Origin of the sequence: Alistipes sp. Marseille-P5061 (genome assembly GCF_900290115.1) — a bacterium.
Classification (GTDB): Bacteria; Bacteroidota; Bacteroidia; order Bacteroidales; family Rikenellaceae; genus Alistipes; species Alistipes excrementigallinarum.
Genome location: NZ_LT985752.1, coordinates 1 through 24,300 on the forward strand (window position 1 = coordinate 1; position 24,300 = coordinate 24,300).

The 24,300-nt window shown below is 64.4% G+C and carries 22 protein-coding genes; 4 read left to right on the top strand and 18 right to left on the bottom strand.

The genetic code is table 11. From position 1 onward, the window contains the following. Nucleotides 1-318: 318 nt before the first annotated feature. The 5 genes from folE to C8267_RS10105 all read right to left on the bottom strand — a co-directional run bounded on the left by folE (nucleotide 319) and on the right by C8267_RS10105 (nucleotide 4,424). Entirely contained in the window at nucleotides 319-927 is a 609-nt protein-coding gene (folE, locus tag C8267_RS10080) for a GTP cyclohydrolase I FolE (protein ID WP_106634523.1), read from the bottom strand. A 76-nt stretch (nucleotides 928-1,003) separates the two neighbouring features. Continuing rightward, nucleotides 1,004-1,585, bottom strand: coding sequence for an RdgB/HAM1 family non-canonical purine NTP pyrophosphatase (gene rdgB, locus C8267_RS10085; RefSeq protein WP_106634524.1), 582 nt, complete (start codon nucleotides 1,583-1,585; stop codon nucleotides 1,004-1,006). Between the two features lie 30 nt (nucleotides 1,586-1,615). Next, entirely contained in the window at nucleotides 1,616-2,299 is a 684-nt protein-coding gene (locus tag C8267_RS10090; protein ID WP_087361949.1) for an ATP-binding cassette domain-containing protein, read from the bottom strand. Next, on the bottom strand, nucleotides 2,283-3,167 hold the full coding sequence (locus C8267_RS11080; protein ID WP_234025749.1) for a hypothetical protein: 885 nt from the start codon (nucleotides 3,165-3,167) through the stop codon (nucleotides 2,283-2,285). Before C8267_RS11080 ends, C8267_RS10090 begins: the two co-directional genes overlap by 17 nt. A 414-nt stretch (nucleotides 3,168-3,581) precedes the next feature. After that, a complete protein-coding gene (locus C8267_RS10105) occupies nucleotides 3,582-4,424 on the bottom strand; it encodes an HAD family hydrolase (protein ID WP_087361950.1) in 843 nt (280 codons plus the stop codon). A gap of 249 nt (nucleotides 4,425-4,673) precedes the next feature. Here C8267_RS10105 and C8267_RS10110 point away from each other — a divergent pair, with 249 nt between their 5' ends. Beyond that, entirely contained in the window at nucleotides 4,674-5,201 is a 528-nt protein-coding gene (locus C8267_RS10110; RefSeq protein WP_106634526.1) for a nitroreductase family protein, read from the top strand. A gap of 335 nt (nucleotides 5,202-5,536) precedes the next feature. Here the strand turns inward: C8267_RS10110 and recJ are convergent, their stop codons facing one another. The 8 genes from recJ to mce all read right to left on the bottom strand — a co-directional run bounded on the left by recJ (nucleotide 5,537) and on the right by mce (nucleotide 14,007). Further along, the gene (recJ, locus tag C8267_RS10115; protein ID WP_234025750.1) at nucleotides 5,537-7,303 is read right to left on the bottom strand and encodes a single-stranded-DNA-specific exonuclease RecJ; all 1,767 of its coding nucleotides are present in this window, start codon (nucleotides 7,301-7,303) and stop codon (nucleotides 5,537-5,539) included. An 8-nt stretch (nucleotides 7,304-7,311) separates the two neighbouring features. Further along, a complete protein-coding gene (gene lipB / locus C8267_RS11085; protein ID WP_442778186.1) occupies nucleotides 7,312-8,091 on the bottom strand; it encodes a lipoyl(octanoyl) transferase LipB in 780 nt (259 codons plus the stop codon). 272 nt (nucleotides 8,092-8,363) lie between these two features. Then, entirely contained in the window at nucleotides 8,364-9,248 is an 885-nt protein-coding gene (gene lipA / locus C8267_RS10130) for a lipoyl synthase (RefSeq protein WP_087361953.1), read from the bottom strand. A 587-nt stretch (nucleotides 9,249-9,835) separates the two neighbouring features. Continuing rightward, nucleotides 9,836-11,047, bottom strand: a complete 1,212-nt coding sequence (locus C8267_RS10135; protein WP_106634527.1) for a sodium ion-translocating decarboxylase subunit beta — start codon at nucleotides 11,045-11,047, stop codon at nucleotides 9,836-9,838. 5 nt (nucleotides 11,048-11,052) lie between these two features. Next, the gene (locus C8267_RS10140; RefSeq protein ID WP_087362392.1) at nucleotides 11,053-11,514 is read right to left on the bottom strand and encodes a biotin/lipoyl-containing protein; all 462 of its coding nucleotides are present in this window, start codon (nucleotides 11,512-11,514) and stop codon (nucleotides 11,053-11,055) included. A 13-nt stretch (nucleotides 11,515-11,527) separates the two neighbouring features. Beyond that, nucleotides 11,528-11,857 carry a hypothetical protein gene (locus tag C8267_RS10145; protein ID WP_234025752.1) on the bottom strand — a complete coding sequence of 110 codons (330 nt, stop codon included), beginning with the start codon at nucleotides 11,855-11,857 and terminating at the stop codon, nucleotides 11,528-11,530. A gap of 17 nt (nucleotides 11,858-11,874) precedes the next feature. Then, entirely contained in the window at nucleotides 11,875-13,440 is a 1,566-nt protein-coding gene (locus C8267_RS10150) for an acyl-CoA carboxylase subunit beta (protein ID WP_087362393.1), read from the bottom strand. Between the two features lie 156 nt (nucleotides 13,441-13,596). Next, entirely contained in the window at nucleotides 13,597-14,007 is a 411-nt protein-coding gene (gene mce / locus C8267_RS10155; RefSeq protein WP_106634528.1) for a methylmalonyl-CoA epimerase, read from the bottom strand. A 606-nt stretch (nucleotides 14,008-14,613) separates the two neighbouring features. Here mce and C8267_RS10160 point away from each other — a divergent pair. Beyond that, nucleotides 14,614-15,078 carry a hypothetical protein gene (locus C8267_RS10160; RefSeq protein WP_106634529.1) on the top strand — a complete coding sequence of 155 codons (465 nt, stop codon included), beginning with the start codon at nucleotides 14,614-14,616 and terminating at the stop codon, nucleotides 15,076-15,078. Between the two features lie 41 nt (nucleotides 15,079-15,119). Then, nucleotides 15,120-16,250: a methylmalonyl Co-A mutase-associated GTPase MeaB gene (meaB, locus tag C8267_RS10165; RefSeq protein WP_087362396.1), complete on the top strand. Its 1,131-nt coding sequence runs from the start codon at nucleotides 15,120-15,122 to the stop codon at nucleotides 16,248-16,250. A 104-nt stretch (nucleotides 16,251-16,354) separates the two neighbouring features. Here meaB and C8267_RS10170 read toward each other — a convergent pair whose 3' ends face one another. Both C8267_RS10170 and C8267_RS10175 read right to left on the bottom strand, forming a co-directional pair. Next, complete coding sequence (locus C8267_RS10170) at nucleotides 16,355-16,975, bottom strand: trimeric intracellular cation channel family protein (RefSeq protein WP_087362397.1); 621 nt, start codon at nucleotides 16,973-16,975, stop codon at nucleotides 16,355-16,357. An 852-nt stretch (nucleotides 16,976-17,827) separates the two neighbouring features. Beyond that, entirely contained in the window at nucleotides 17,828-18,541 is a 714-nt protein-coding gene (locus tag C8267_RS10175; RefSeq protein ID WP_106634530.1) for an SIR2 family NAD-dependent protein deacylase, read from the bottom strand. 920 nt (nucleotides 18,542-19,461) lie between these two features. Here C8267_RS10175 and C8267_RS10180 point away from each other — a divergent pair. Further along, nucleotides 19,462-21,792 (top strand): hypothetical protein, encoded by a 2,331-nt coding sequence (locus C8267_RS10180; RefSeq protein ID WP_106634531.1) that lies wholly within the window; start codon nucleotides 19,462-19,464, stop codon nucleotides 21,790-21,792. 287 nt (nucleotides 21,793-22,079) lie between these two features. On the opposite strand, the gene C8267_RS10185 is transcribed toward C8267_RS10180, so the two are convergent. Genes C8267_RS10185 through C8267_RS10195 form a run of 3 tightly spaced genes read right to left on the bottom strand, consistent with a single transcriptional unit; the run spans nucleotide 22,080 to nucleotide 23,961 of the window. Then, nucleotides 22,080-22,532: a hypothetical protein gene (locus C8267_RS10185; RefSeq protein WP_106634532.1), complete on the bottom strand. Its 453-nt coding sequence runs from the start codon at nucleotides 22,530-22,532 to the stop codon at nucleotides 22,080-22,082. After that, a complete protein-coding gene (locus tag C8267_RS10190; RefSeq protein ID WP_087362402.1) occupies nucleotides 22,529-22,990 on the bottom strand; it encodes a hypothetical protein in 462 nt (153 codons plus the stop codon). Before C8267_RS10190 ends, C8267_RS10185 begins: the two co-directional genes overlap by 4 nt. Before the next feature lie 11 nt (nucleotides 22,991-23,001). Then, the gene (locus C8267_RS10195; protein WP_087362403.1) at nucleotides 23,002-23,961 is read right to left on the bottom strand and encodes an SPFH domain-containing protein; all 960 of its coding nucleotides are present in this window, start codon (nucleotides 23,959-23,961) and stop codon (nucleotides 23,002-23,004) included. Between the last annotated feature and the right edge of the window lie 339 nt (nucleotides 23,962-24,300).

Below are 24,300 nucleotides of genomic sequence, written 5' to 3' on the forward strand. Positions count from 1 at the left end.
GGAAAGAGGCTGAATCGGAGGGGCGTGCCGGTGTGCGGCGGGGAAAGCAGCAGACGGGCGGGAAAAGGATGGAAGATGGGCGATGGAAGCGGCGGCTGGAAGCAAAAAAATCCGGAGGGCGCATGTCGCTCTCCGGATTTTTTTATGATAAGGAATCTGCGGATAAACCGGGCCGCCCCGGTCGTTCTGCCGCCGTTCTGCCGCCGTTCTGCCGCCGTTCTGCCGCCGTTCTGCCGCCGTCCGGGCCGCCGAACTGCGGTCCTCGCCGCCTCGGCTCTTGGTCGTCCTGCCGCCTCCGCTGCCCTTCTGCCCCCCCCGCTATCTGTAGCGGTGCGAGATAAGGGTCATGAACTCCTCGCGCGTGCGGTGGTCCGAAAGGAAGATGCCCGTGAAGGCCGAGGTCGTCGTCGCCGAGCCCTGCTTCTCGACCCCCCGCATCTGCATGCACATGTGGCTCGCCTCGATGACCACCGCAACCCCCATCGGGTGGAGCGCCTCCTGGATGCAGTCGCGTATCTGCACCGTCAGCCGCTCCTGGACCTGCAGCCGCCGCGCAAAGCACTCCACCACGCGGGCAATCTTCGAGAGCCCCGTGATGTAGCCGTTGGGGATGTAGGCCACGTGCGCGCGGCCGTAGAAGGGGAGCATGTGGTGCTCGCAGAGCGAATAGAGCTCGATATCCTTGACCAGCACCATCTGCTTGTACTCCTCGCGGAAGGTGGCCGAACGGATAATCTCCAGCGGGTCGGCCTCGTAGCCCTGCGTGAGGAACGACATCGCCTTGGCCACCCGTTCGGGGGTCATGACGAGTCCTTCGCGCGCCGGGTCCTCGCCCAGCAGGCGCAGAATCTCGGCATAGTGGTGTTTGAGCTGCTCGAGCCGCTCGGCGTCGTAGCGCTCCTGCTTCAGATACCGTTTCTCTTCCATGTCTTCTTCTCTCTTACGTACGTGCGTGTGCCCCCGCCGCCGCGCCTCAGGGGCGCGAAGGGGGCGCTAAGATACCCTATTTTTCGATGGAATGCAAGTAGTCGGCCAGTTTGCGGACCGCGCGGGCGCGGTGCGAGACGGCGTTCTTCTGCTCGGTGGTCATCTGGGCGAAGGTGCGGTCGTAGCCGTCGGGGATGAAGAGCGGGTCGTAGCCGAACCCCTCGCTCCCCTGCTCGTGGTCGATGATGCGCCCCTGGACCACCCCCTCGAAGAGGTGCTCCTCGCCGCCGAGGAGCAGCGAGATGACCGTGCGGAAGCGCGCCCGGCGGTTCGTCTGCCCCTCGAGGTTGCGGAGCAGCAGGCGGTTGTTGGCCGCGAAGTCGTGGCCGTCGGTGGCGTAGCGCGCCGAGTGGACCCCCGGGGCGCCCCCCAGCGCCTCGACCTCGAGCCCCGTGTCGTCGGCAAAGCAGTCGAGGCCCGTGCGTGCGTGGAGGTAGTGGGCCTTCTGCGAGGCGTTGCCCTCGAGCGTCGGCTGCTCCTCGGGAATCTCCTCGTCAACGCCGCAGTCGTGCGGCGTCACAAGCTCGAACGTGGGGCCCAGGACGGCCTGCACCTCCTTGAGCTTGTGGGCATTGTTGGTTGCAAAGAGTATTTTCATCGCTGTCAGTGGTTCGGGGTACAAAGGTAACTATTTTTCGGCAAATTCGGCCTCGTAGCGGCGGCGGAAGATGTACTCCAGCTCGCGCATGGCGCGCGGGAACTCCGCACGGTCGTAGCGGGCGGCGACCGTCGCCCCGTCGAGGACGTAGAGGTCGTCGCAGAGCTCCGCGAGCGGCTCCATCAGGTGGGAGGTGACCAGAAGCGTGGCCCCCTCGGCGCGGCGCCGCGCGAGCAGCTGCCGGGCGGCGTAGAGGCTCTCCATGTCGAGCCCGTTGAAGGGTTCGTCGAGCAGCACCACCTCCTTGCGCTGCATGAGCACCGAGGCGAGGGCCAGCTTGCGCTTCATGCCGGTCGACAACCGTTCGACGGGCTCGTCGGCCGGCAGGGCGAAGAGGCGGATGTAGGGCTCGGGGTCCGACGAGGGGTGGTAGTGGGCCGTCAGCTCCAGCAGGTCGCGGCCGGTCATCCCCTCGTAGAGGGGCACCTCGGTCTCGAGCAGCACCATTTCGCGGCGGTTGAGCGGGCGGCCGTTGCGGCTCACGGAGCCCGACGCGGGGCGCAGCAGCCCGTAGAGGGTGCGCAGCAGCGTGGTCTTGCCGGCGCCGTTGATGCCGGCGATGCCGTGGATGGCACCCTGGGTGAGGTGCATGTTGAGGCCGCGGAGGATGTCGCGTCCGCCGAGGCGTACGGTGAGGTTATCGACTGTAATCATGGAGGTAACGGTTGAGGTTGCGCTCGGCGCGCAGGCCGTAGCGGACAAGCAGCACGAGCGAGACGGGCAGCAGCGGCGGCAGCAGGAAGCCGATGAGGCCGAAGAGCATGACCGTCGAGGCGACGGGGCGCGGCTCGTCGGGGTCGTAGAGGGCGTATTTGGCCAGCACGGCGTAGAGCAGCACGAGCGTCGAGAAGGCGAGCCAGAGGGCTGCGACCCAGGCTGCGCGGGGGTGCAGGAGTGCGGCGGCGAGGGCGAAGGGGGCCGTGGCGAGGAGGTAGTTGCGCAGCGCCTCGAAGACCTTGCGGGCCAGCAGGCGGCCGCTCTCCAGCTCGGGGAGGAGCAGCAGGGCGAGGGGTTCGTTGCGGGTGTAGCACTCGACGGCGGCCAGTGCCGTGAAGCCCAGGTAGATGAAGCTCCAGTAGGGGACGGCGGCCAGAAGGAGCGCCCCGAGGGCCAGCAGGAGCGTGGCGATGCGGTGGCGGCGCAGCGTGGCGCACCACTCGGGCGACCAGCCGAGCCAGCCGATGCGCAGCAGGCTGCGGTGGCGCAGGGCGGCGCCGCGGCGGGGAAGCAGGGCGGCCGTCGGTGCGGCGGCCTGGAGAACCAGGGCGTGCCAGGGGTGGCCGGCGGCGAGGAGCAGCAGCGAGGCGGGCAGCAGCAGCAGGTGGCAGTCGTACCACGCCCCGAGGCGCGGGCGGCGCAGCAGGAGGTTCATCAGCAGCGTGTCGCGGCGCGTGAGCTGGAAGCGCACCACAAGGGCGGCGGCGATGAGGGCGGCCCAGAGGGGGTGTGCGGCGGCTACGGCGAAGAAGAGGGCGGCGATGCCCGCCGCGAAGAGGAGCACCACCGGGAGGAACCACCCCACGCTGCGGAGCCAGCGTGCGGCCAGCCGCAGCCGGAGCCTGCCGAGCGAGAGGTCGGAGCGGAAGAGGGGCGTGTCGGGCGTTGCGGGGGTTGCCGGAGCTGGGGGCGCTGCGGGAGCTGCGGGGTTGGAGGGCGCTGCCGGGTCCGAAGGCGCCGCCGGGACCGGGGAGTTGGCCGGAGCGGAAGCGCTGGCCGGGGCATTTGCAGCCGGTGCTGTCTCCCGGGTAGCCGGGGCGGCGGATTTAACGCTCGGTGCCGAGGTGTTTGCGGCCGGGGCTGTTTCCCGGGCGGACAGGGCCGGGGCGGACGGTCGGATGGTCGGGGTCGGTTCCTGGGCGGCGGATTTGGCGGCCGGGGCCGGTGTCGGTTCCGTTTCCGGGGCGGCGGATATGTCGGGCGTGGGGCTTTTCATGGCTTACTTGACCACTTCGAGCTGCTCGAGGCGGTGGTCCACCACAATCTTGTCGATGATGGTCTTCACCAGAATGTCCATCTCCGACCCCTCCGTATAGTCGGCCGGGCAGACGTGGCTCACGCGGTTGTCGTGGATGAGCGAGCCCAGCTCGCGCCGAGCTCCCTTCTGCTCGGGGTTGTAGACCGCGATGGAGTGGCCCCCCGAGCTCTTGACCAGCCGCATGCAGGGGATGTCGGTGGTGCCGTCGCCCACGTATATCATCCGCTTGAAGGGGACCGGACGCTCGTTCTCGGGGATGTAGCGGTTGACCAGCTTCGAGTCGAAGACCGACTCGACCCCCTTGTTGATTTTGAAGATGAACTGCGTCTTGTTGGTATAGTTGACCGCCACGGCGGGCCAGTAGGCGATGCCGTCGACGTCGTAGAGGAACGAGCAGGCGTAGATTTTGCGGAACTCGTGGGCGATTTCCGTTCCCTCGATAATCTCCTTGAGCCCCGAGGAGTTGATGTAGTGGAGGATGCGCACGCCGTGCCGCTCGCCGTAGCGGTTGATGCGGCCGAACCAGTCGCGCACGCCCGGATAGAGCGAGACGCGCCGCCCCGACTCCTGGAAGGCCTCGCGGCGCAGCGAGAGCCCCTTGGACTTCGCCTCCTGAATCATGCGGGCCATGTAGGTGAGCACCATGTCGGCATCCTGCTCCTCGGCCAGCGAGTTGGCCTCCGACCAGAACTCCTTGTTGCTCTTGCCCACGGCCGGAATGAAGTCATACTCTTGCATGTTGCCGGGCGAGAGCGTGCCGTCGAAATCGTAAATCAGGGCAATGGTGATGCTTGTCTGTTCCATGGCTGCATGTGTTTTGGGTGCGGGCGCCGGGTGGCTCCTTCCGGGCTCCTCCGGTTCTCTTTACGGGCTTTTCCAGTGCCGGCCCGGGCATTTCCGGTGCTCCGTTTGGGCTCCTCCGGTGTCCTTTGCGGGTCCTTCCGGTTGTCGGCCCGGGCGTCGGGACCCCGGCAGGGCGCACGTACAATGTCCAAATATACGGAAAAAATCGCTACATTTGTGTGAACGAACCCGTAAAAGAGAACAGATACCATGGAATTCAAGACTTTGCTCGAAAAACGCCGCAGCGTGCGCAAGTTCGCGCCCACGGCCGTGCCCTCCGAGGTGGTCGACCGGCTGCTTGCCGAGACCCTCGGAGCCCCCTCGTCGCGCAATTCGCGCTCGACGCGGCTGCTCGTGGTCGACGACCCCGAGGTGGTGGCCCGCATGGCCTCGATGCGCGACTACGGCTCGGCCTTCATGAAGGGGGCGCCGCTGGCCATCGTCGTGCTGGGCGACACGGCCTGCAGCGACCTGTGGCGCATCAATGCCGCCATCTCGGCGACGGTGCTCCACCTGGCCTGCGTCGACGAGGGGCTCGCCTCGTGCTGGGTCCACATCGACGGACGTCCCCGCCTCAAGGCGGAGCCTCAGGGGGAGTCGGCGGCCGACTATCTGCGGACGTTCCTCCCCATTCCCGAGGGGTGCGAACCGCTCTGCGCGCTGGCCATCGGCTATTCGGACTTCGTGCCGGCGCCGCTGCCCGAGGCCGACGACAGCAGCCGCATCATCCGCCTCTGAGCCGGGGCACCGGGGCGGTCGGAGCGGCCCGGGGACGCTGTGTTGAGGAGCTGCCGGAAGACCGGGACGGCGCTGCGTTGCGCGTTGCGCGATGCCCGGGGGCCGAAGCTGTGGCCGGAGTGATTGCCGGGGCTGCCGGATGGCGCTGCGTTGCGCGGTAGCTGAAATGGTTGCCCCTGCTTTGCAGCCGCAACCCGGCGGCGTGTCCGGGCGGCTGCGGGATACTCCCCTGCCGGTACGCCCGGGCGGCATCTATCGAAAACGAGAGCCGACCTCACCATGAGGTCGGCTCCCGTTTTGTCCGCTTCTGTCGGAGGCTCCGGCGGCGCTCTCCCCTATCGGTTGAGCACCGGCTTGATGTCCTTGATGCGCAGCTGCGTGGTGACGTTGCCCCGGTAGTGGTTCTCGACAATCTGGTAGCAGACGTCGATGGGACGCCCCGAACGGCACCACTCGTAGTGCGTCGGCTGCTGGAAGGCGATGGTTTGCATCGTCGTGTTGGGCTTCTGCCGCTGCATGAGGTCCATGCGCAGGTGCTCGCAGTCCATCCCCACCAGCTTCACCTCGCCGTGGTTGATGACCCCGTAGGTGACGAAGACCGGCGCCGTGTTGCCCGGCCCGAAGGGCTGGAAGCGGTTGAGCGCCGCACGGAACGCCGGCGTGATGTCCGAGAAGAGCAGCTCGCTGTCGATGTCCACCTGGGGGACGAGCATCTGCGGGTCGATGTTCTCCTCGACGAAGGCGTTGAACCGCCGCGTGAACTCCTCGACATTCTCGGGCTTCATCGTGAGCCCCGCGGCGTAGGTGTGGCCGCCGAAGTTCTCCAACAGGTCCGAGCACGACTCGACCGCCTGGTAGAGGTCGAAGCCCGGCACCGAACGGGCCGAACCCGTCACGAAGCCGTTGCTCATCGTCAGCACCACCGTCGGGCGGTAGTAGGTCTCAATCAGCCGCGAGGCGACGATGCCCACGATGCCCTTCATCCACTTGGGGTTGTAGATGACGGTGCTCTTGCGCGCCTTGAGCTCGGGGTTGCGCTCGATGTAGTCGTGCGCCTCCTGCGTCACCGAGCGGTCAATCGACTTGCGGTCCTGGTTGTAGGCGTCGATGACGTTGCCGAACTCCTGGGCCACCCGCTCGTTGCCCTCGATGAGCAGCTCGACGGCGGCATGGCCCCCCGAGGGCGAGGCGTTCTCGTCGTTCTCGTCCATGCGCATGCGCCCGGCGGCGTTGATGCGCGGCCCGATTTTGAAGACGATGTCGTCGATGGTGATGTTGTGCTTGTCCAGTCCGCAGATTTTGATAATCGAGAGCAGCCCCTTCGACGGTTCGCGGTTGAGGTTGATGAGCCCGTAGTGGGCCAGAATGCGGTTCTCCCCTACCAGCGGCACGATGTCCGAGGCGATGCTCACCACCAGCAGGTCCATCAGCGGACGAATCTGCTCGAAGGGCATGTGGTTCTTCTGGGCATAGGCCTGAACCAGCTTGAAGCCCACCCCGCAGCCCGACAGCTCGTCGAAGGGGTAGGTGCAGTCGACCCGCTTGGGGTCCAGTACAGCCACGGCCTGCGGTATTTCGTCGGCCGGGAGATGGTGGTCGCAGATGATGAAATCCACGCCTTTCTGCTTCGCATAGACTACTTTTTCCGTGGCTTTGATGCCACAGTCCAACGCGATGATGAGTCCTACGCCCTTGCGGGCCGCATGGTCGATTCCCTTGATGGATATGCCGTAGCCTTCGGTATACCGGTCGGGAATGTAGAACGTCAGGTTCTTGTGTCCGATGTGGCGGAGGAATTTGTAGACCAGCGCCACGGCCGTGCAGCCGTCGACGTCGTAGTCGCCGTAGACCATGATTTTCTCGTGGTTGCGGACGGCCTGCTCGACGCGCGCGACCGCCTTGTCCATGTCCTTCATCAGGAAGGGGTCATGGAGGTCGGCCAGGCTCGGTTTGAAGAACTTCTCAGCCTTCTCAAGTGTGTCTATGCCTCTCTGTACGAGTAGATTCGCCAGCACGGGAGAGAGCTTCAGCGCCGATGCGAGCATCGCTACCGTCGCGGGGTCTCCCTGCGGTTTCACTACCCATCGTTTTTCCATGGGCATACGTTCTGTTATTTATATATTTCAACATTCAATATCTCACTTAAGCTCTTCGCGACGAGGGCTTTGACCTCCTCCATCGCAATCGTGCGGCCGGTTTCGCGCTCGAGCGACGTGGCGCCCCGGTCGCGGAATCCGCACGGATTGATGCGCTCGAACCACCTCAGGTCGGTCGATACGTTGAGCGCGAAGCCGTGCATGGTTATATAACGGGACGAGCGCACTCCTATTGCGCAGAGCTTGCGCGTCGGGCCGTCGGCCGCCGTGCCGATGCACCGGGCGGCTCCCTCCGCTGCGTCCTCTTTTGCGGTTGCTGCGTCCTCCGTTGCGGTTGCTGCGTCCTCCGTTGCGGTCGCTGCGCCTTCGGTTGTTGTTGCTGCGGCCTCCGTTGCTGTTGCGGCTGCCGGGGCGGCTCCGTAGTCGGTGCCGGCTCCGAGCCAGACGCCCGAAGCGCCGGCGATGCGACCCGTGCGGAGGCCGTAGTGCGCCGCCACGCGGATGACGCACTCCTCGAGCGCCTCGATGTAGGCGCGCAGCCCGATGCCCAGCCGCTCGAGGTCGAGAATCGGATAGACGACCAGCTGTCCCGGACCGTGGAAGGTGATGTCGCCTCCGCGGTCGATGTGGTAGAACTGCGCCCCGAGCCGCTCGAGCATTTCGCGCCCGACGAGCAGGTTCTCGGCATGGCCGCTCTTGCCCAGCGTATAGACCGGCGGATGCTCGACCAGCAGCAGCGTGCCGACATCCTCTGCGCCAGCCTCGACTGCTTTGGCGGCCCCGGCCTGCGGCATTGTTGCGGCAGCTCCGGCCAGCGATTCCGCTCCGGCCTCTTCTGCGTCCCCGGCATGCTGCCCTTCTGCGGCTCCGGCGTGCTGCCCTTCTGCGGCTTTGGCCTGTTCTGCTGCTGTGGCGTGCTGCCCTCCGGCGGCTTTGGCCTGTTCGGCTGCCGCGGCGCTGCGGGCTGCACCCTTTGCTGCGAGCAGGGCGTCGAAGAACTGCCGCTGGAGGTCCCAGCAGCGGCCGTAGTCCATCGACCCGAGGTCGCGCAAACGGAGTCTCATCGCTACAAACTTTTCACACTGCGGAGTGCCTCCTCAGCCAGATACGACGACCGCACCAACGGCGCGCTCGCGCAGTAGCTGAATCCCATCTCCAGCGCTTGAAGTCTGTACCATTCGAATTTTTGGGGAGTTACGTACGCCGCTACGGGGTAATGCTCCAGCGTCGGTCGAAGGTACTGACCAAGCGTTACAATCTTCACACCCACATCGCGCAAATCGCGCAGGGTCTGCAATACTTCACCATCGCTCTCGCCAAGTCCTACCATCAGTCCGCTCTTGGTCGTGGCCCCCTGCCGGGCAAGGATGCGCAACGTTTCGAGGCTCGTACGGTAACGTGCCCGCGAGCGTACGACGGGAGTAAGTCGTTCGACGGTTTCGATGTTGTGCCCGATGATGTCGGGCCCGGATGCGACGATGGTGGCCAGATGTTCGGCCTGCGCATCCAAATCGGGAATAAGGAGCTCAATTGCGGCGCCGGGCACCTCCTTGCGGATGGCCTCGACGGTGCGGGCCCAGTGTTGGGCTCCGCCGTCCGGCAGGTCGTCCCGTGTGACGGAGGTAACGACGACATACCTCAGCTGCATGAGCCGCACGCTCTCCGCAACCTGCTGCGGTTCGGAGGGGTCGGGCGGTGCCGGATGTCCGGTCCGGGTGGCGCAGAAACGGCAGCCCCGCGTGCAGATGTCGCCCAGAATCATGAAGGTAGCCGTACGACGGCTCCAGCACTCGGCCTTGTTGGGGCAGAGTCCGCTGCTGCAAATCGTATGCAGTCCATGTTCCCGGACGATGCGCTGCACTTCGGCGTATTGGGCCGTGCGGTGAAGGCGAATCTTCAGCCAATCGGGTTTTTTCAGCACATCGACCTTGTTGTCATACAACTTCGGCATTTAAGTTCATTATTTTCCAATTGATGCAAAAATAAAAAAATAATCCATGAAAAGCAACAGAACGGCGGTGAAAGCGCTGCGTTCGGGGTGCGGAAAGTGTTCGGAAAGGGGCTTGGGGCCTTGTGCAGACGGGATTGCGGCGGCGAAAAAAAAAAATGGGGGCCCGGGGGCGGGGGGGGGGGGGGGGGGGGGTCTGGGGGGGGTGCCTCGCAGGGGGCGCCTCGCAGGGGGCGTTGGCGGACCGCCACCCCGTCCGAGGGATGTTCCCGCTTCTGGCTCTCCGCTCCGACCCGCTCCGACCCGCTCCGGCCCGACCAGTCCGGCCACCGGGCGACTTTCCAGCCTCTCCTCCCCTCAGGGCACCTCTCCGCTTCGGTCTGTTGCTCCGCCGCCGGAGCGTCCCCTCCCTCCGGCCCGCCTGCACTTCGGAGATGCCCCGCCGCCTCCGCACGCCCGCAACCACGCAACCTCACAACCCCGCAACCTCGCAACCACGCAGCCACGCAGCCTCCGCAACCCCTCAGCCACGCAAAAAGGGCCCTCCCCGCGTGGGGAGAGCCCTTTTGCATCGGGATGGCGTCGTGCGCCTATCCGAGGAACGAGAGCAGGATACCGGCTGCAACGGCCGAACCGACGACGCCGGCCACGTTGGGACCCATGGCGTGCATCAGCAGGTAGTTGCTCGGGTCCTCCTTCTGCCCCTCAATCTGCGAGACGCGGGCAGCCATCGGAACCGCCGAAACACCGGCCGAACCAATCAGCGGGTTGATTTTGTTCTCCTCCTTGCTGAAGAGGTTCATGAACTTGGCCAGCAGAACGCCGCCCGCCGTACCGAAGCCGAAGGCTACGACACCCAGCACCAGGATACCCAGCGTACGGAAGTTCAGGAAGGCTTCGGCCGTAGCCGTGGCGCCTACCGTCAGGCCGAGGAAAATCACGACGATGTTCATCAGCTCGTTCTGAACGGTCTTGCTCAGACGGTCCACCACGCCGCACTCCTTCATCAGGTTACCGAGCATGAGCGAGCCAATCAGCGGCGCAGCGCTGGGCAGCAGCAGGGCAATGATGACCGTGATGATGAGCGGGAAGAGAATCTTCTCGGTCTTCGACACGGGGCGCAGCTGGCGCATCTTGATGGCACGGTCCTTCTTCGTGGTGAGCGCCCGCATGATGGGGGGCTGAATCACCGGCACGAGGGCCATGTAGGAGTAGGCCGCAACGGCAATCGGGCCCAGCAGCTCGGGGGCGAGCATCGAGGTGAGGTAGATGGCCGTAGGACCGTCCGCACCGCCGATGATGCCAATCGAAGCGGCCTCGTTTGGGGCGAAGCCCAGCGCATAGGCGCCGATGAAGGTGAGGAAGATGCCAATCTGAGCGGCCGCACCCAGCATGAAACTCTTGGGATTGGCAATCAGCGGACCGAAGTCGGTCATGGCACCCACGCCCACGAAGATGAGGCAGGGATAGATACCGAGCTTGACGCCCAGGTAGAGGTAGTCGAGCAGTCCGGCCTCCGCCACGAAGTTCTCCCAGTGTACATGACCGCCCGCAAAGAGCGACGTGTGGTACATGTTGGCATCGGGGAGGTTCGTCAGCAGCATGCCGAAGGCGATGGTCAGCAGCAGCAGCGGCTCGAATTTGTGTTTAATGGCCAGGTAGAGCAGGAAGAAGGCCACGCAAATCATCGCCACATTGCCCCAACCCATCGTATCGAACAGCGCTGCGATACCGGTCGAGCCGGCAAAGTCACGCAGACTGTCCCAGACGAAACTGGAGTTCGAGGTCAGGAAATTCCACATAGCGCCTATTCGATTACAATCAGGTTATCGCCCTCCATTACCGTAGCGCCCTGCTGTACGGAGATTTCCTTCACAACACCGCCGCGGTCGGCGTCGATGTTGTTCTCCATCTTCATGGCCTCGAGTACAAGCAGCGTCTGACCCGTGGTGACGCGGTCGCCCACCTTGACCTTGATGGCGAGCACCGTACCGGGCAGCGGGCTCTTCACAGCGTAGCCCGTGCTGGGTGCCGATGCGCTCAGACGGGGCGAGGGAGCAGCCGTTGCGGGCGTAATCATCGCGCTGTTGGCCGACTTGGGAGCCGGAGCCACCTGCGGCTTGGTCGTCTTGGAGGCCTTGGCGCCCTCGATTTCGACCTCATACTCCACGCCGTTGACTACAACATGGGCCAACGTCGAGGACTCGTTGACGTCGTCAATCTGCACGGCGTAGTTATGTCCGTTGATTTTCAAAGAGTAATCTTTCATTGCTTTCTAAAAGTTATTTTCTGTCTGGCATCTGGGTTAATCCGTGAATTTTCGAGTTCCAGGGCGAGTAGGCCCGCTTGATACTCATAATCGTCAGCACCTCCGACTCCTTGTCGTGCAGGGCGCCGCGATAGATTCGGAGAGCCGTTGCGATGGCTGCAATCACCTCTTCCTCGACCTCCACCTCGGCGGCGGGCTGCTTGGCCCGCTTGGCGGTGAAGATGTTACCGAAGATTTTCATGATTCCTACCAGCAGCAGCAGCATGACCACCACCAGGCAGAATCCGATGAGCGAGACCCAAAGAATCTCCGACCAGCTCCATTCAATTGCTAATACGTTCATGACAGGTACGGATGACATTACAGAGGAATGTTCGAATGTTTCTTGGGCGGGTTCTGCAGACGCTTCGTAGCGAGCGACTGCAGCGCACGGATGATGCGGAAACGCGTGTTGCGCGGCTCGATGACGTCGTCGATGTAGCCGTAGCGGGCAGCGTTGTAGGGGTTCGAGAACTTGTCGTTGTACTCCTTCTCCTTCTCGGCGATGAAGGCTGCCTTCTCCTCGGGCTTGTCGGCAAGCTCCTTGAGCTCCTTGCCGTAGAGCACCTCGACGGCACCGCTGGCACCCATCACGGCGATTTCGGCCGTCGGCCATGCGTAGTTGACGTCACCGCGGATGTGCTTCGACGACATGACGATGTAGGCGCCTCCGTAGGCCTTGCGCAGCGTGACGGTAATCTTGGGAACCGTAGCCTCGCAGTAGGCGAAGAGCAGCTTTGCACCGTGGGTAATCACACCGCCGTACTCCTGGGTCGTACCCGGCAGGAAGCCCGGAACGTCGACCAGCGTCACCAGCGGAATGTTGAAGGCGTCGCAGAAGCGTACGAAACGGGCGGCCTTGCGGCTGGCGTTGATGTCGAGCACGCCGGCCATGAACTTCGGCTGGTTGGCGATGATGCCGACCGACTGGCCGTTGAAGCGGGCGAAGCAGGTGATGATGTTCTTGGCATAACCGGCTGCCGACTCCAGGTACTCGCCGTTGTCGACGATGGCGCGGATGACCTCCGACATGTCGTAGGGCTTGTTGGCGTTGTCGGGGATAATCTCGTTGAGCGAATCCTCCAGACGCGTAATCTTGTCGGTGCAGACCGTCAGCGGGGCATCCTCCATGTTGTTCTGCGGCATGTAGGAGAGCAGCTTGCGAATCAGGCCGATGCCCTCCTCCTCGGTATCCACGGCGAACTGGGCCACGCCGGACTTGGTGGTGTGCATGAGCGCACCGCCCAGCTGCTCCTGCGTCACGTCCTCGCCCGTCACCGTCTTGACGACCTTCGGGCCCGTGAGGAACATGTTCGAGGTCTCCTTCTTCATGATGATGAAGTCGGTCAGCGCGGGCGAATATACGGCACCGCCGGCGCAGGGGCCGAAGATGGCCGAAATCTGGGGAATGACGCCCGAAGCCATCACGTTGCGCTGGAAGATGTTGGCATAGCCGGCCAGTGCGTTGACACCCTCCTGGATGCGTGCGCCGCCCGAGTCGTTGATGCCGATGCAGGGTGCGCCGTTGCGCATGGCCATGTCCATCACCTTGCAGATTTTGTCCGACATCGAGAGCGAGAGCGAACCCGCCGTCACGGTGAAGTCCTGTGCGAAGACATAGACCAGACGGCCGTCGATGGTACCGTAACCCGTTACCACGCCGTCGCCGAACGTGTGGCTCTTGTCCATGCCGAAGTCGTAGCAGCGATGCGTCACGAACATGTCGAACTCTTCGAAGCTGCCCTCGTCGAGCAGCATCTGAATACGCTCGCGCGCCGTATACTTGCCCTTGGCATGCTGCGCATCGATACGCTTCTGACCACCTCCCATACGCGCCTTCTCGCGGTTCTCGATGAGCTGGTTGATTTTGTTCTGAATTTCACTCATAAAGATATGATGCTTGATTTGTTGTTTTCAACTTTCCTGCGACCTTCCGGCGACCCTGCCTCCGTTCCCGGGAAAACCCCGCCGAAGCGGGGTGCGGCAACGCACGGGCGCTGTCCGGAGGGGCGACACGAGCCGCAAACGTCGGGTCGTCTGTCGTTATTTGTTCTTATTCTCGCACAGCTCGGTGAGGATGCCCTGCGTCGACTTCGGGTGCAGGAAGGCGATGGCCATGCCCTCGGCGCCCTTGCGCGGAGTCTTGTCAATCAGACGGATGCCGTGAGCCTCGGCGTCGGCGAGCTGCTCCTCGATGTTCTCGCAGGCAAGCGCCATGTGGTGGATGCCGATGCCGCGGTTCTCGATGAACTTGGCGATGGTCGACTCCTCCGAAGTGGGCTCCAGCAGCTCAATCTTCGTCTGGCCGAGCATGAAGAATGCCGTACGAACCTTCTGGTCGGGCACCTCCTCGATGGCATAGCACTTCAGACCGATTACGTTCTCCCAGTAGGGAATTGCTTCATCCAGGCTCTTCACTGCGATGCCGAGATGCTCGATGTGAGATACTTTCATAGCTAAATAAATTTAAGTAGGTTATTTCGTTGCAAATCTGTTCCGACTAAGTGTTATTTTGCGAACACAAAGATACATCTTTAATTATAAAGTAAAAATAAAAAAACAACTTTTTCGCTTTTCCCGAGCGGCGAAACCGCGGATTTGCAAACGGCGTCGGTTCCGGCGCGGCGGGACGCTGCAGAAAAGGACAAAAAGAGTCCGAAAACGGAGCATCGGGCCCCTTCCGGAGGGCGCTGCGCGCGAAGATGGGAGGCCTTGCGTCCGGGGGATGCGACCGGCCCGTCCGGAAACGGCAGCGACCCGTACGAAGATGCGACCGGCCCCGCCTGAACAGAGGGTCCACGCCGACCCTCGTCGCTCCCAACGGTCCGCACCGACCCGATGCCGGGCCCGCCGGAAGAGAGGCTCCACGCCGGAACAGGGGCTCCGTCCGGGGGATGCGACCGGCCCGAACATATACCCCCCGCACGGGATACCCCGCGGCCCGAACATAGAAAGCCCCTCCCGGGATGCGCCGCGGCCCGATTTTCGCAAGATATTCGCCGAATGTGCTTCCATCTGACAAATAATTCGTATCTTCGCTTGCGGATAAACCCGCAGGCCATGAAAAAATTCCTACTCCTCTGTCTGCTGCTTCCGCTGGCATGGTGCAACGCGGCGCACGCGCAGCGCATCCTCATCGGTAAGCGCGCCCCCGAGCTCCGAATCGCCACATGGCTCGCCGACAGCAAGCCTGCGTCGGCTCCGCTCACCTATATCGAATTCTACCACTCGTCGAACCCCTCGGGGCTCGCCTCGCTCGACCGGCTGCGCGAGCTGGTCCGCCATGCCGACAGGCGTCTGCGGGTCATCATCGTCACCCGCGAAGCGCCCGAAGCGGTCGCGGAGCGGCTGGCACCCTACGTCTCGGAGTTCACCGGCGTGGGTTTCGACCCCTCGGGGCAGAACTACTCGGCCTTCGAGGTCGACTATGTCCCCTTCGGGGTGCTCACCAACGCCCGCAACCGCGTGCTGTGGCTGGGCAACACGCTGCAGCTGACGCCGGAAGACATCGACCGGAACCTCTGACGGAACGCAATCTCACATACCTATTAATAAAACACAACCGCATGTCATTCACCAAAATAAACCACTACGAGAAGGAGTACTGCGACGCTCATCACGACAGCGCGCTCAACGTAGCCGAAGGTGTTGAAGACCAGCCCATCATAAATCCCTACTTCACACGGCGCAAGAAGCGCGTGCTGACCACCGACGAATACGTCGAGGGCATCCTGCGCGGCGACATCACGATTCTCTCGCGGGCCATCACGCTCGTCGAGTCGAGCAACCCGAAGCACTACGCCCAGGCGCAGGAAATCATCGAACGCTGCCTGCCCCACGCCGGCAAGTCGGTGCGCATCGGCATCACGGGCGTCCCGGGCGCCGGCAAGTCGACCTTCATCGAGGCCATCGGCAACATGGTCACCTCGCTGCGCCACAAGCTGGCGGTGCTGGCCATCGACCCCTCGTCGGAGCGGAGCGGCGGCTCGATTCTGGGCGACAAGACCCGCATGGAGAGCATCTGCCACAACCCCGACGTCTTCATCCGCCCCTCGCCCTCGGCCGGTTCGCTGGGCGGCGTGGCACGCAAGACGCGCGAGACCATCGTACTGTGCGAGGCGGCGGGCTTCGACGTGATTTTCATCGAGACGGTGGGCGTCGGGCAGTCCGAAACGGCCGTCCACTCGATGGTCGACATGTTCATGCTGCTGCAGATTTCGGGCGCCGGCGACGAGCTGCAGGGCATCAAGCGCGGCATCATGGAGATGGCCGACATGATGGTCATCACCAAGGCCGACGGCGAGAACGTCCACAAGGCCGAGCTGGCCAAGACCCAGTTCCAGAGCGCGCTGCGCCTCTTCCCCGTACCCGAGTCGCAGTGGCGGCCCCAGGTCTACACCTGCTCGTCGGTCGACGGCACGGGGCTCGAGGAGGTGTGGAAGGGGGTCGAGGAGTTCCTCGACCACACCGAGCGCAACGGCTACTTCCAGCACAACCGCAACCGGCAGAACAAGTACTGGATGTACGAATCCATCAACGAGGCGCTGCGCAACTCCTTTTACCAGGACCCGGCCATCGAGAGCCGCATCGGCGACTACGAGCAGCGGGTGCTCGACGCGCGCATCTCGTCGTTCGTGGCGGCCAAGGAGCTGCTGGACCTCTACTTTGCCGACAAGGCGGCCGAGGGCGGGAAATAGGCGGCACGCCTCCCGGCGGGGCGGTGTCTGCAAAACGAAAAGAGCGGGAAGGCGACGGCCTTCCCGCTCTTTTCTCTGTCAGCGGATGGGAGCTGCGGCCTCCCCTACGGCTCCTGGGAGCCGGAGGCGCGGAGCGTCGGGAGCTTCAGCCCGAAGTAGACGGCCACGATGCGGGCCGCGATGACCGCCACGGCGGTGATGACCTGCAGCGCGGCGCCGCCGATGCCGAGGTGGCCGCAGAGCCAGAAGACCACGCCGCCGAAGACGCAGGCCAGCGCATAGATTTCCTTGCGGAAAATCAGCGGCACCTCGTTAATCAGGATGTCGCGCAGCACGCCGCCCGCGGCGCCGGTGATGGTGCCCATGATGACGGCCACCCAGAGCGGGAAGCCGGCCGCGAGGGTCTTCTCGATGCCGACGACCGTGAAGAGCCCCAGGCCGATGGCGTCGAAGACGAAGAAGGTGTTGTTGAGCCGGATGAGGTAGCGCCCCAGCGCGATGACGATGCCCAGGGCGATGGCCGTGACGACCAGATAGACGCTGTCAAGCATCCAGAAGGGGGTTGTCGAGAGCATCACGTCGCGCAGCGTTCCGCCGCCAATGGCCGTGGTGAAGCCCACGACGTAGGCGCCGAACCAGTCGAACTTCTTGGCCGAAGCGAGCCGGATGCCGCTGATGGCGAAGGCCAGCGTGCCGAGCATCTCGATGACGAAAGAGACGGTCATGGTGTGTGCAGATTTAGAGGCGGACGGAGAGGCCCCGCCCGTTCCGGCCGCAAAGATAGCGAAGGTGAGGGCAAAAGCCATGCCCGCCGTGCGATTTTTGCGGGGGAGCGCTCCGAGGAATCCGCTCCATGGGCCACGGCCGTGCGCTCCCTGACGGGCTGCCGCAGAAGGGGTTGGGGCCGGCGGTTGCCTCCGGGCATGCACTCTGGCCGGACCGCAGACGGGCACACCCCCACAGGTCCCAGACTGACTACGATTACTCTTCCACCCTCGGACCGCAGCGCCACCGGGTAAACCCCTCCGGGCCGCCTTCGCCGGGCTGCCTTTGCCGAGCCGCCTTCGCGGGGCCGCGGGCGAAGAGATAATGCCGGGCCGACGTCCCGGACTGCATTTCCCCGCCGGGTCGCCCCTTCGAGCTACCCTGCCGGGCCACAGACGGACACGTAATTACTCCCCCGCCTGCCGAACCGCAGCGCCACCGGGTAAGCCCCGACGGTCTGCCACGGAAGGGGTTGGGGCCGGCGGTTGCCTCCGGGCATGCACTCCGGCCGGGCCGCGGGCGGACGAGTTTTGCGGGCGCCGCCTCCCGGACCACTGACGAGGCGCACAACGACTCCCCCACCCGCCGGGCCGCAGCGTCACCGGGTAAGCTCCGACGGGCTGCCTTTTCCGGGCCGCGGGCGGACGCGCTATTGCTCCCCTCTTCCGAGCCGCGGGCGAATGGTTTCAGCGGGCTCCCTCGCCTGCCGGGCCATCCCATCGGGCTGCGTCCGGGCATACACTCCGGCTGGACGGACCGCCGACGGACGCGCAATTATGCCCCCCGCCGGGCCGCCGCAGAGGGACGCGCAACTACTTCCCTGCCTGCCGGGCATGCTCCGCCTCGCGCAGCTCGCGGACCAGACGTGGCATGCCGACGGCCGAACGCTCGCGGATGTGGGTCAGCGGATTGCGAATCCACGCCGTGTCGGGATTGCCCGGGTCGACCAGATAGACCGGAACCTCGGGCCGCACGTAGCGCACGAGCGAGGCGGCGGGATAGACCGCAAGCGAGGTGCCGGCGACAATCAGCACGTCGGCCCCGCGCACCAGCTCGACGGCCCGTTCGAACATCGGGACCGGCTCGCCGAAGAAGACGATGTGGGGACGCAGCAGCGCACCGTCCGGCGCCTTGGCGTCGAGCGGCTGCTCCCACCCTTCAATCGGCACGATGAGGTCGGGGTTGCGCTCCGAGCGGAGCTTCATCAGCTCGCCGTGGAGGTGGGTCACATGGGTCGAACCGGCCCGTTCGTGGAAGTTGTCGACGTTCTGCGTCACCACCTCGACCGCAAAGTCGCGCTCCAGCTCGGCAATGGCGTAGTGGCCGGCATTGGGCTGCTTTTCGAGCAGCTCGCGGCGGCGCATGTTGTAGAAGCCGATGACCTTGGCCCGGTCGCGCGCCAGCGCTTCGGGGGTGCAGACCTCCTCGATGCGGTAGTTGGCCCACAGGCCGTCGGAGTCGCGGAAGGTGGCCAGCCCGCTGTCGGCGCTCACGCCGGCTCCCGTAAAGACGACAATCTTTTTCATAGGACAGGATGCATTAGTGACCCTCAAAGATACGCTTTCGTGCGGGCAAAGACAAGTTTCGGCGCCGTTTTTCCGCGGCGGACATCCGATTTGCGGGAAGGCACGGACACGGGCACGGACACGGGCACGCTCCAACGGCACGCATGCGGCAGAGGAGGTCGCCCACGCCCCCCGGCCCATCCCCGTTCGGTCTCTCCATCCTCCGTCCAACGTGACCTCCACCGCCCGACACCTCCGCCGCCCAACGCGACCGTCCGACACAACCTCCGCCGTTCTGCGCGACCACCCGAGACAGCCAACCCGGCCCCTCCATCCGACACGCCTCCGCCGCACGGCACGGCCGCACGGAACAGCAGGCCCGACACGACCTCCGCCGCCCCCGACTCAACCGACCTGTTCCTCCGCGTCCGGCCTCTCCATCCACCGCCCGGCCCGACCGCCCAAAACCTCCGCCCCGCCCCTCCGCGGCCCGACCGGCACGACCGGCACGACCGGCACGACCGGTACGACCTCCGCTGCCCGCTCTTCCGGGCCGCCGCACCGTAAGCACGGAACAGAACGCAAGGGTTGCAGCAGAGTGGTCGAAAGCACTCGAAACCAGAATGTCTGCACTTCGACCCCCCCAAAACGGGCAGACCCCGACGATAAAAAATATTATTAATAACACGCATTTTCATATTAAAATATTTGCAAACGTCGGCGTATTTATTTTTTCGTCATCAAAACCCGAGAGACTGAAGAGAGAGCAAGAGAGCCGAGAAAGAGCCGGCCGAGAGCCGAAGAGAGAACCGAGAGAGAGCAAGCAAGACTCACAAGACCCGCAAGACCCAAAAGAACGACGAGCCGAAGAAATCAATGCCCGTCAGGGTTCGGTCCGACGTTTTTTTCACCCCATCAAAACCCCTTAAAAATCTTATTCCATGAAACAACTTCTGCTGCTGATGTGTTCGGTTGCGCTGATGTTTGCAACCGGATGCAAGAACGATGAAACCAACCCCACACCACCCCCTGCAACGACCGGCAGCGACCTGAGCGCTGCGGGATGCGCCAACAGCTATCTGGTGCACGGCGCCGGCGCATATTCGTTCGACGCCACCGTAATGGGCAACGGCGTATCGACCGAACCGTTCGCCGCCACGAAGCTCTCCCCCTCGTCGGCCGCACTGCTGTGGCAGGATGCCCCCGCGCTGCTCTCCGACGTCCGCCTCGAGGAGGGCCGCGTCCACTTCACGGCCGGTGAAGGGCAGGGCAACGCCCTCATCGCCGTCCGCGACGCCGACGGCAGGATACTCTGGAGCTGGCACATCTGGGTGACGGACTACGACCCCTCGTCGCAGGCTCCGAAGCTCAACGGACTGAGTTGGATGACGCGCAACCTGGGCGCCCTGAGCGACGACTACGACGAGACGGGCTCGGCCAAGGGCTTCGTCTACCAGTGGGGACGCAAGGACCCCTTCCCGTCGGGCGCCGGATGGAACGACCTGAACGACATCACGGTCTATGACGCCTCGGGAACGGCAGCCACCGACCTCTTCGCCAACGAGGCCAACTTCATCTACGACGAGGCCGCCTTCGGACGCCGCCACGCACTGCTGGGCTACTACCCCGCCGCCGGCAACCGCGGCGCCGCATCGGGCACCTGGAGCTTCGTGGGCGGACAGGCCTCCTACTGGACCTCGACCGCCACGCAGGAGCAGTACTCCTACATCCTCAACTTCCTGGCCGCCTACCTCAATCCGCAGAGCAGCTCGAACCGTGCGGCCGGATGTTCGGTGCGCTGCGTGAGCGAGACGCAGGGCGAGCCCGACCCCGAACCCTCGACGGGTGACACCTTCACGCTGACGACCGTCACCGACGCCACCTATCAGGGCGGCACGGGCAGCGACGGCTCGGCCAACTACTACATCGGACTGAGCAACGTTCCCTTCGAAATCGACGACCAGGGCGAACAGGTTCCCACCGAACCGGGCATCATCCTCTACCTCGACCTCTACGGCCAGGCCAGCCAGGACGCCTCGGCAGCCCGACTGCCCGAGGGCACCTATACGCTCAAGAGCGGTGCAACCACCGGCACGGCCAACCCCGACTACACGTGGGCCCGCGAAAAGAAGCAGGACGGCACCATCGCCTACCGCAAGCCCGTCGAGGGCGAAATCACGGTTCTCCACACGCAGAAGAGATACCTCATCGAGGGCACCTTCGTGGTGGGCACCGAGGAGGAGAACTTCGCATTCACCTACGAGGGTGAGCTCGCCTTCGTCGACCGCACCGACCCGTCGGGCGGCGCACCGGTCATCCGCGAACCGGTCAATGTCACCTTCACCTCGGCTTCGGCCACCTGGGAGTACACCGGCGACGAGAGCGACCGCTACACCATCAGGCTCCAGGAGGGCACCGTCGAGGGCGGTTACCTGGCACACGGCCACCAGCTGACCATCGACCTGCTCTCGAAGCCCCTTTCGAGCAAGGAGGAGATGGTGCTGGCCGAGGGCGTCTACTCGCCGAGCAACGACTACGTCTCGCCGATGACCTTCACCCAGGGCTCGACCTTCAACCTGATGGGCTACGTCTACTACTACGGCACCTACCTCCAGCAGGTCGAGTCGCTCGAAGAGACGCCGCTGATTGGCTTCGCTCAGGAGGGCACCATCGAGGTGAAGCGCTCGGGCAGCCAGTATGAGTTCATCGTCGACGTCACCACGCCCGAGGGTGTCTCCATCAAGGGCACCTATCCGATGGGCGATGTCAACTTCATCGACAACGCACCCGAGAAGCCTGCGGGCGACTGGCTGAGCATCCTGCACGAGGACAAGACCGTGCTCTTCAATCCGGATGATGCTTCGGAGTGCCGCGTGTGGACCTACACGAGCTACTTCGAGGGAGCCACCGAGTTCGAGATTCTGGTAGACAACAACACCACCGACGAGGCCTTCCAGCTCGACGTGCTGGCCGCCGAGGGTGCCACCTCGATTGCCGGCACCTACACCACGCCGAAGGACCCCGACAATCCACAGGCCGGCGAGTTCATCCCCGGATACCAGGAGTTTGCCGTCAAGCGCGGTACGTGGCCCTACCTCTACTACGACTTCAGCGCCAGCCAGTACATCGGCGCACCCGCAACGGAGGGCACCATCGAAATCACCGAGCTGGAGGATGGCAAGGTCGAAATCCAGTACGAGATGAAGGACGACGCCGACCCGAAGAACACGATTCGCTCGGTATGGAGCGGCACGATTCGCAAGGTCAACTGAGCCGCACCGTCCAACCCACACAACAAAGGAGGGCGTTCCGCACGGAACGCCCTCCTTTTGTGTTTGTCAGCCTTTCGGCTGTATTTTCCAGCCCTCTTGCCGGGTTTCTCAGCCCACGGCCGTGGTTGTCAGCCTCTCGGCCGTATTTCCCAGCCCTCTCGGCCATTTTTCCAGCCCTCTTGCCGGGTTTGTCAGCCCTCGGCAGCAGCTCTCAGCCCTCGGCAGCGGCTCTCAGCCCTCGGCCGGGTTTGTCGGCTTCTATGGCTCTTGTCGGCCTCTGCGGCGCGTCACTTCAACCGCTCGTGCAGCCACATGGGCAGCAGCACGGCCCCAGCCGCCAGCAGCCGCAGCAGGAGGGAGAAGCCTCCCTGCACGGGCGAGAGTTCACCCGCGGCCCACGCCAGCACCGGACGCAGGCAGACCAGCGCCACAAGGAGCAGCACACAGAACATCAAGGCGCGCCGCGATGCACCGCGCGGAGCCTCCTCGCGGTCGGATTCGACCTCGGGGGCCGTTGCGCCCCAGATGCCGATGGCCCAGCAAAGGGCGAGCGTCAGCGCATAGAAGGCCCCCTTGAGGACGGCATCGCCGGCCGGAAGCCCCTCGACATAGCGCCGATAGAGCCACAAGCAGCCGAAGCCCACCCCCGCAACGGCCGGCAGGGCCAACCACAGGCGGCTGCGCACGAAGGCCCGTATGCGCTCCGGCGCAAAAGCGCCATATGATTCACGACTCTTCATCTATTGCTTCTTTGGGTCTCGTTTTTTGCCTCGCTTTTTGCCTTGTCCGCAGCCGGACAGGTTCCCTCCGGCACGGCGTTTTCCGTGCCTGTCCCGGCCGGCGCGGGTTTCTCCAATGCAGCCTCAACCGACGCAGTCCCCTCCGGCGCGGCACTGTTTGCTCCGGCTCCTTCCGCTCCGGCACGGGCCGACACCGACCCGTCCGAAGCGGCCCCCTCCGGCGCAGCTCCCTCCGGCGCGGCCTCAACCGGCGCAACTTCCTCCGGCGCAACGCCGCGGCCGCTCCGCGCACGCCGCCGCCCGGGCAGCCGCCCGCTGCGGCGCAGGGCGTCGGCAAGAATCCACTGCAGCTGGCCGTTGATGCTGCGGAACTCGTCGTCGGCCCACGCTTCGAGCGCCTCCATCGCCGCGGCATCGACACGCAGCACGAAACTTCTGGTATCCTGACTCTTGGACATCGTTACCTTACTCAATGATGCAGCGTCCCTGCATTGACCACGGGCTGAGCCGCCTCATCGGCGCAGAGCACCACGAGCAGGTTCGAGACCATGGCGGCCTTGCGCTCCTCGTCCAGCTCGACCACCTCCTCTTCGGAAAGGCGCTCGAGGGCCATGCGCACCATCGTGACGGCCCCCTCGACAATCTTCTCGCGGGCCGAGATGATGGCGTCGGCCTGCTGGCGGCGCAACATGACGGCGGCAATCTCGGGGGCGTAGGCCAGGTAGTTGATGCGCGCCTCGACCACCTCGATGCCGGCCATCGCCAGGCGGTCGTTCAACGTCTGCTCGAGCTGCGCGTTAATCTCCTCGCTGTTGGAGCGGAGCGTGAGCTCACCCGCCTCAACGCCCGTATTGTCATAGGCATAGAGCCCGGCCACCTGGCGCAGCGCCGCATCGCTCTGCACCCCGACGAAGCGGTCCAGCACCGTCATCCGCGCCGCTGCAGAGACGTTGCCGCCGGGCGTTGCGGGGGCCGCGTCAATCTCGAAGACCGAGCGGTAGACCTCATCGCGTTTGATGCGCCAGACGAGCACGAGACCTATCATGACGGGGTTACCGCACTTGTCGTTGACCTTGATGGGCTCGGCATTGAGGTTGCGGAGCCGCAGCGAAATCTGCTTGGCCGAGAGGAAGGGGTTGACCCACCAGTAGCCTGTCTCGTAGAAGGTTCCGCGGTATTGGCCGAAGAAGAGCATCACCCGCGCCTCGTTGGGTTCGAGCAGCATGAAGCCGCCCGACGAAAGCGCCGCCGCGAGGCAGAGCACGATGCCCGCAGCGAGCAGGCCGCCGCCACCGCTCAGCTGCGCGTCGAGCCGGATGCCGCCCTCGATTACCAGCCAGATGCCGACGCCGAGCAGCGCCAGCGTCACAAGCAGCATGGGAAGACCGCGCGTCTTCCAACCGGAATAGACAAAGTTGTCGTTTTTCATGATGATATTATTTTGATATCACAAATCTAAACAATTTTCCCGGTTTTCCAACCCTCGGACCGAAAAAAAAGCGGCAAAGCGGCGCCCCGCCAAAAGAGGGGACGGAGACAGGAACGGGACAGGGACAGGGACAGGGACAGGGACAGGGGCAGGGACAGGGACGGGGACTGGAACGGGACAGGAACGGGACGGGAACGGAACGGAACGGGACGGAGCGGAGAGGGGACAGAGCGGAGAGGGGACAGAGCGGAGAGGGGACAGAGCGGAGAGGGGACAGAGCGGAGAGGGGACAGAGCGGAGAGGGGACAGAGCGGAGAGGGGGGCAGAGCGGACCGTTCC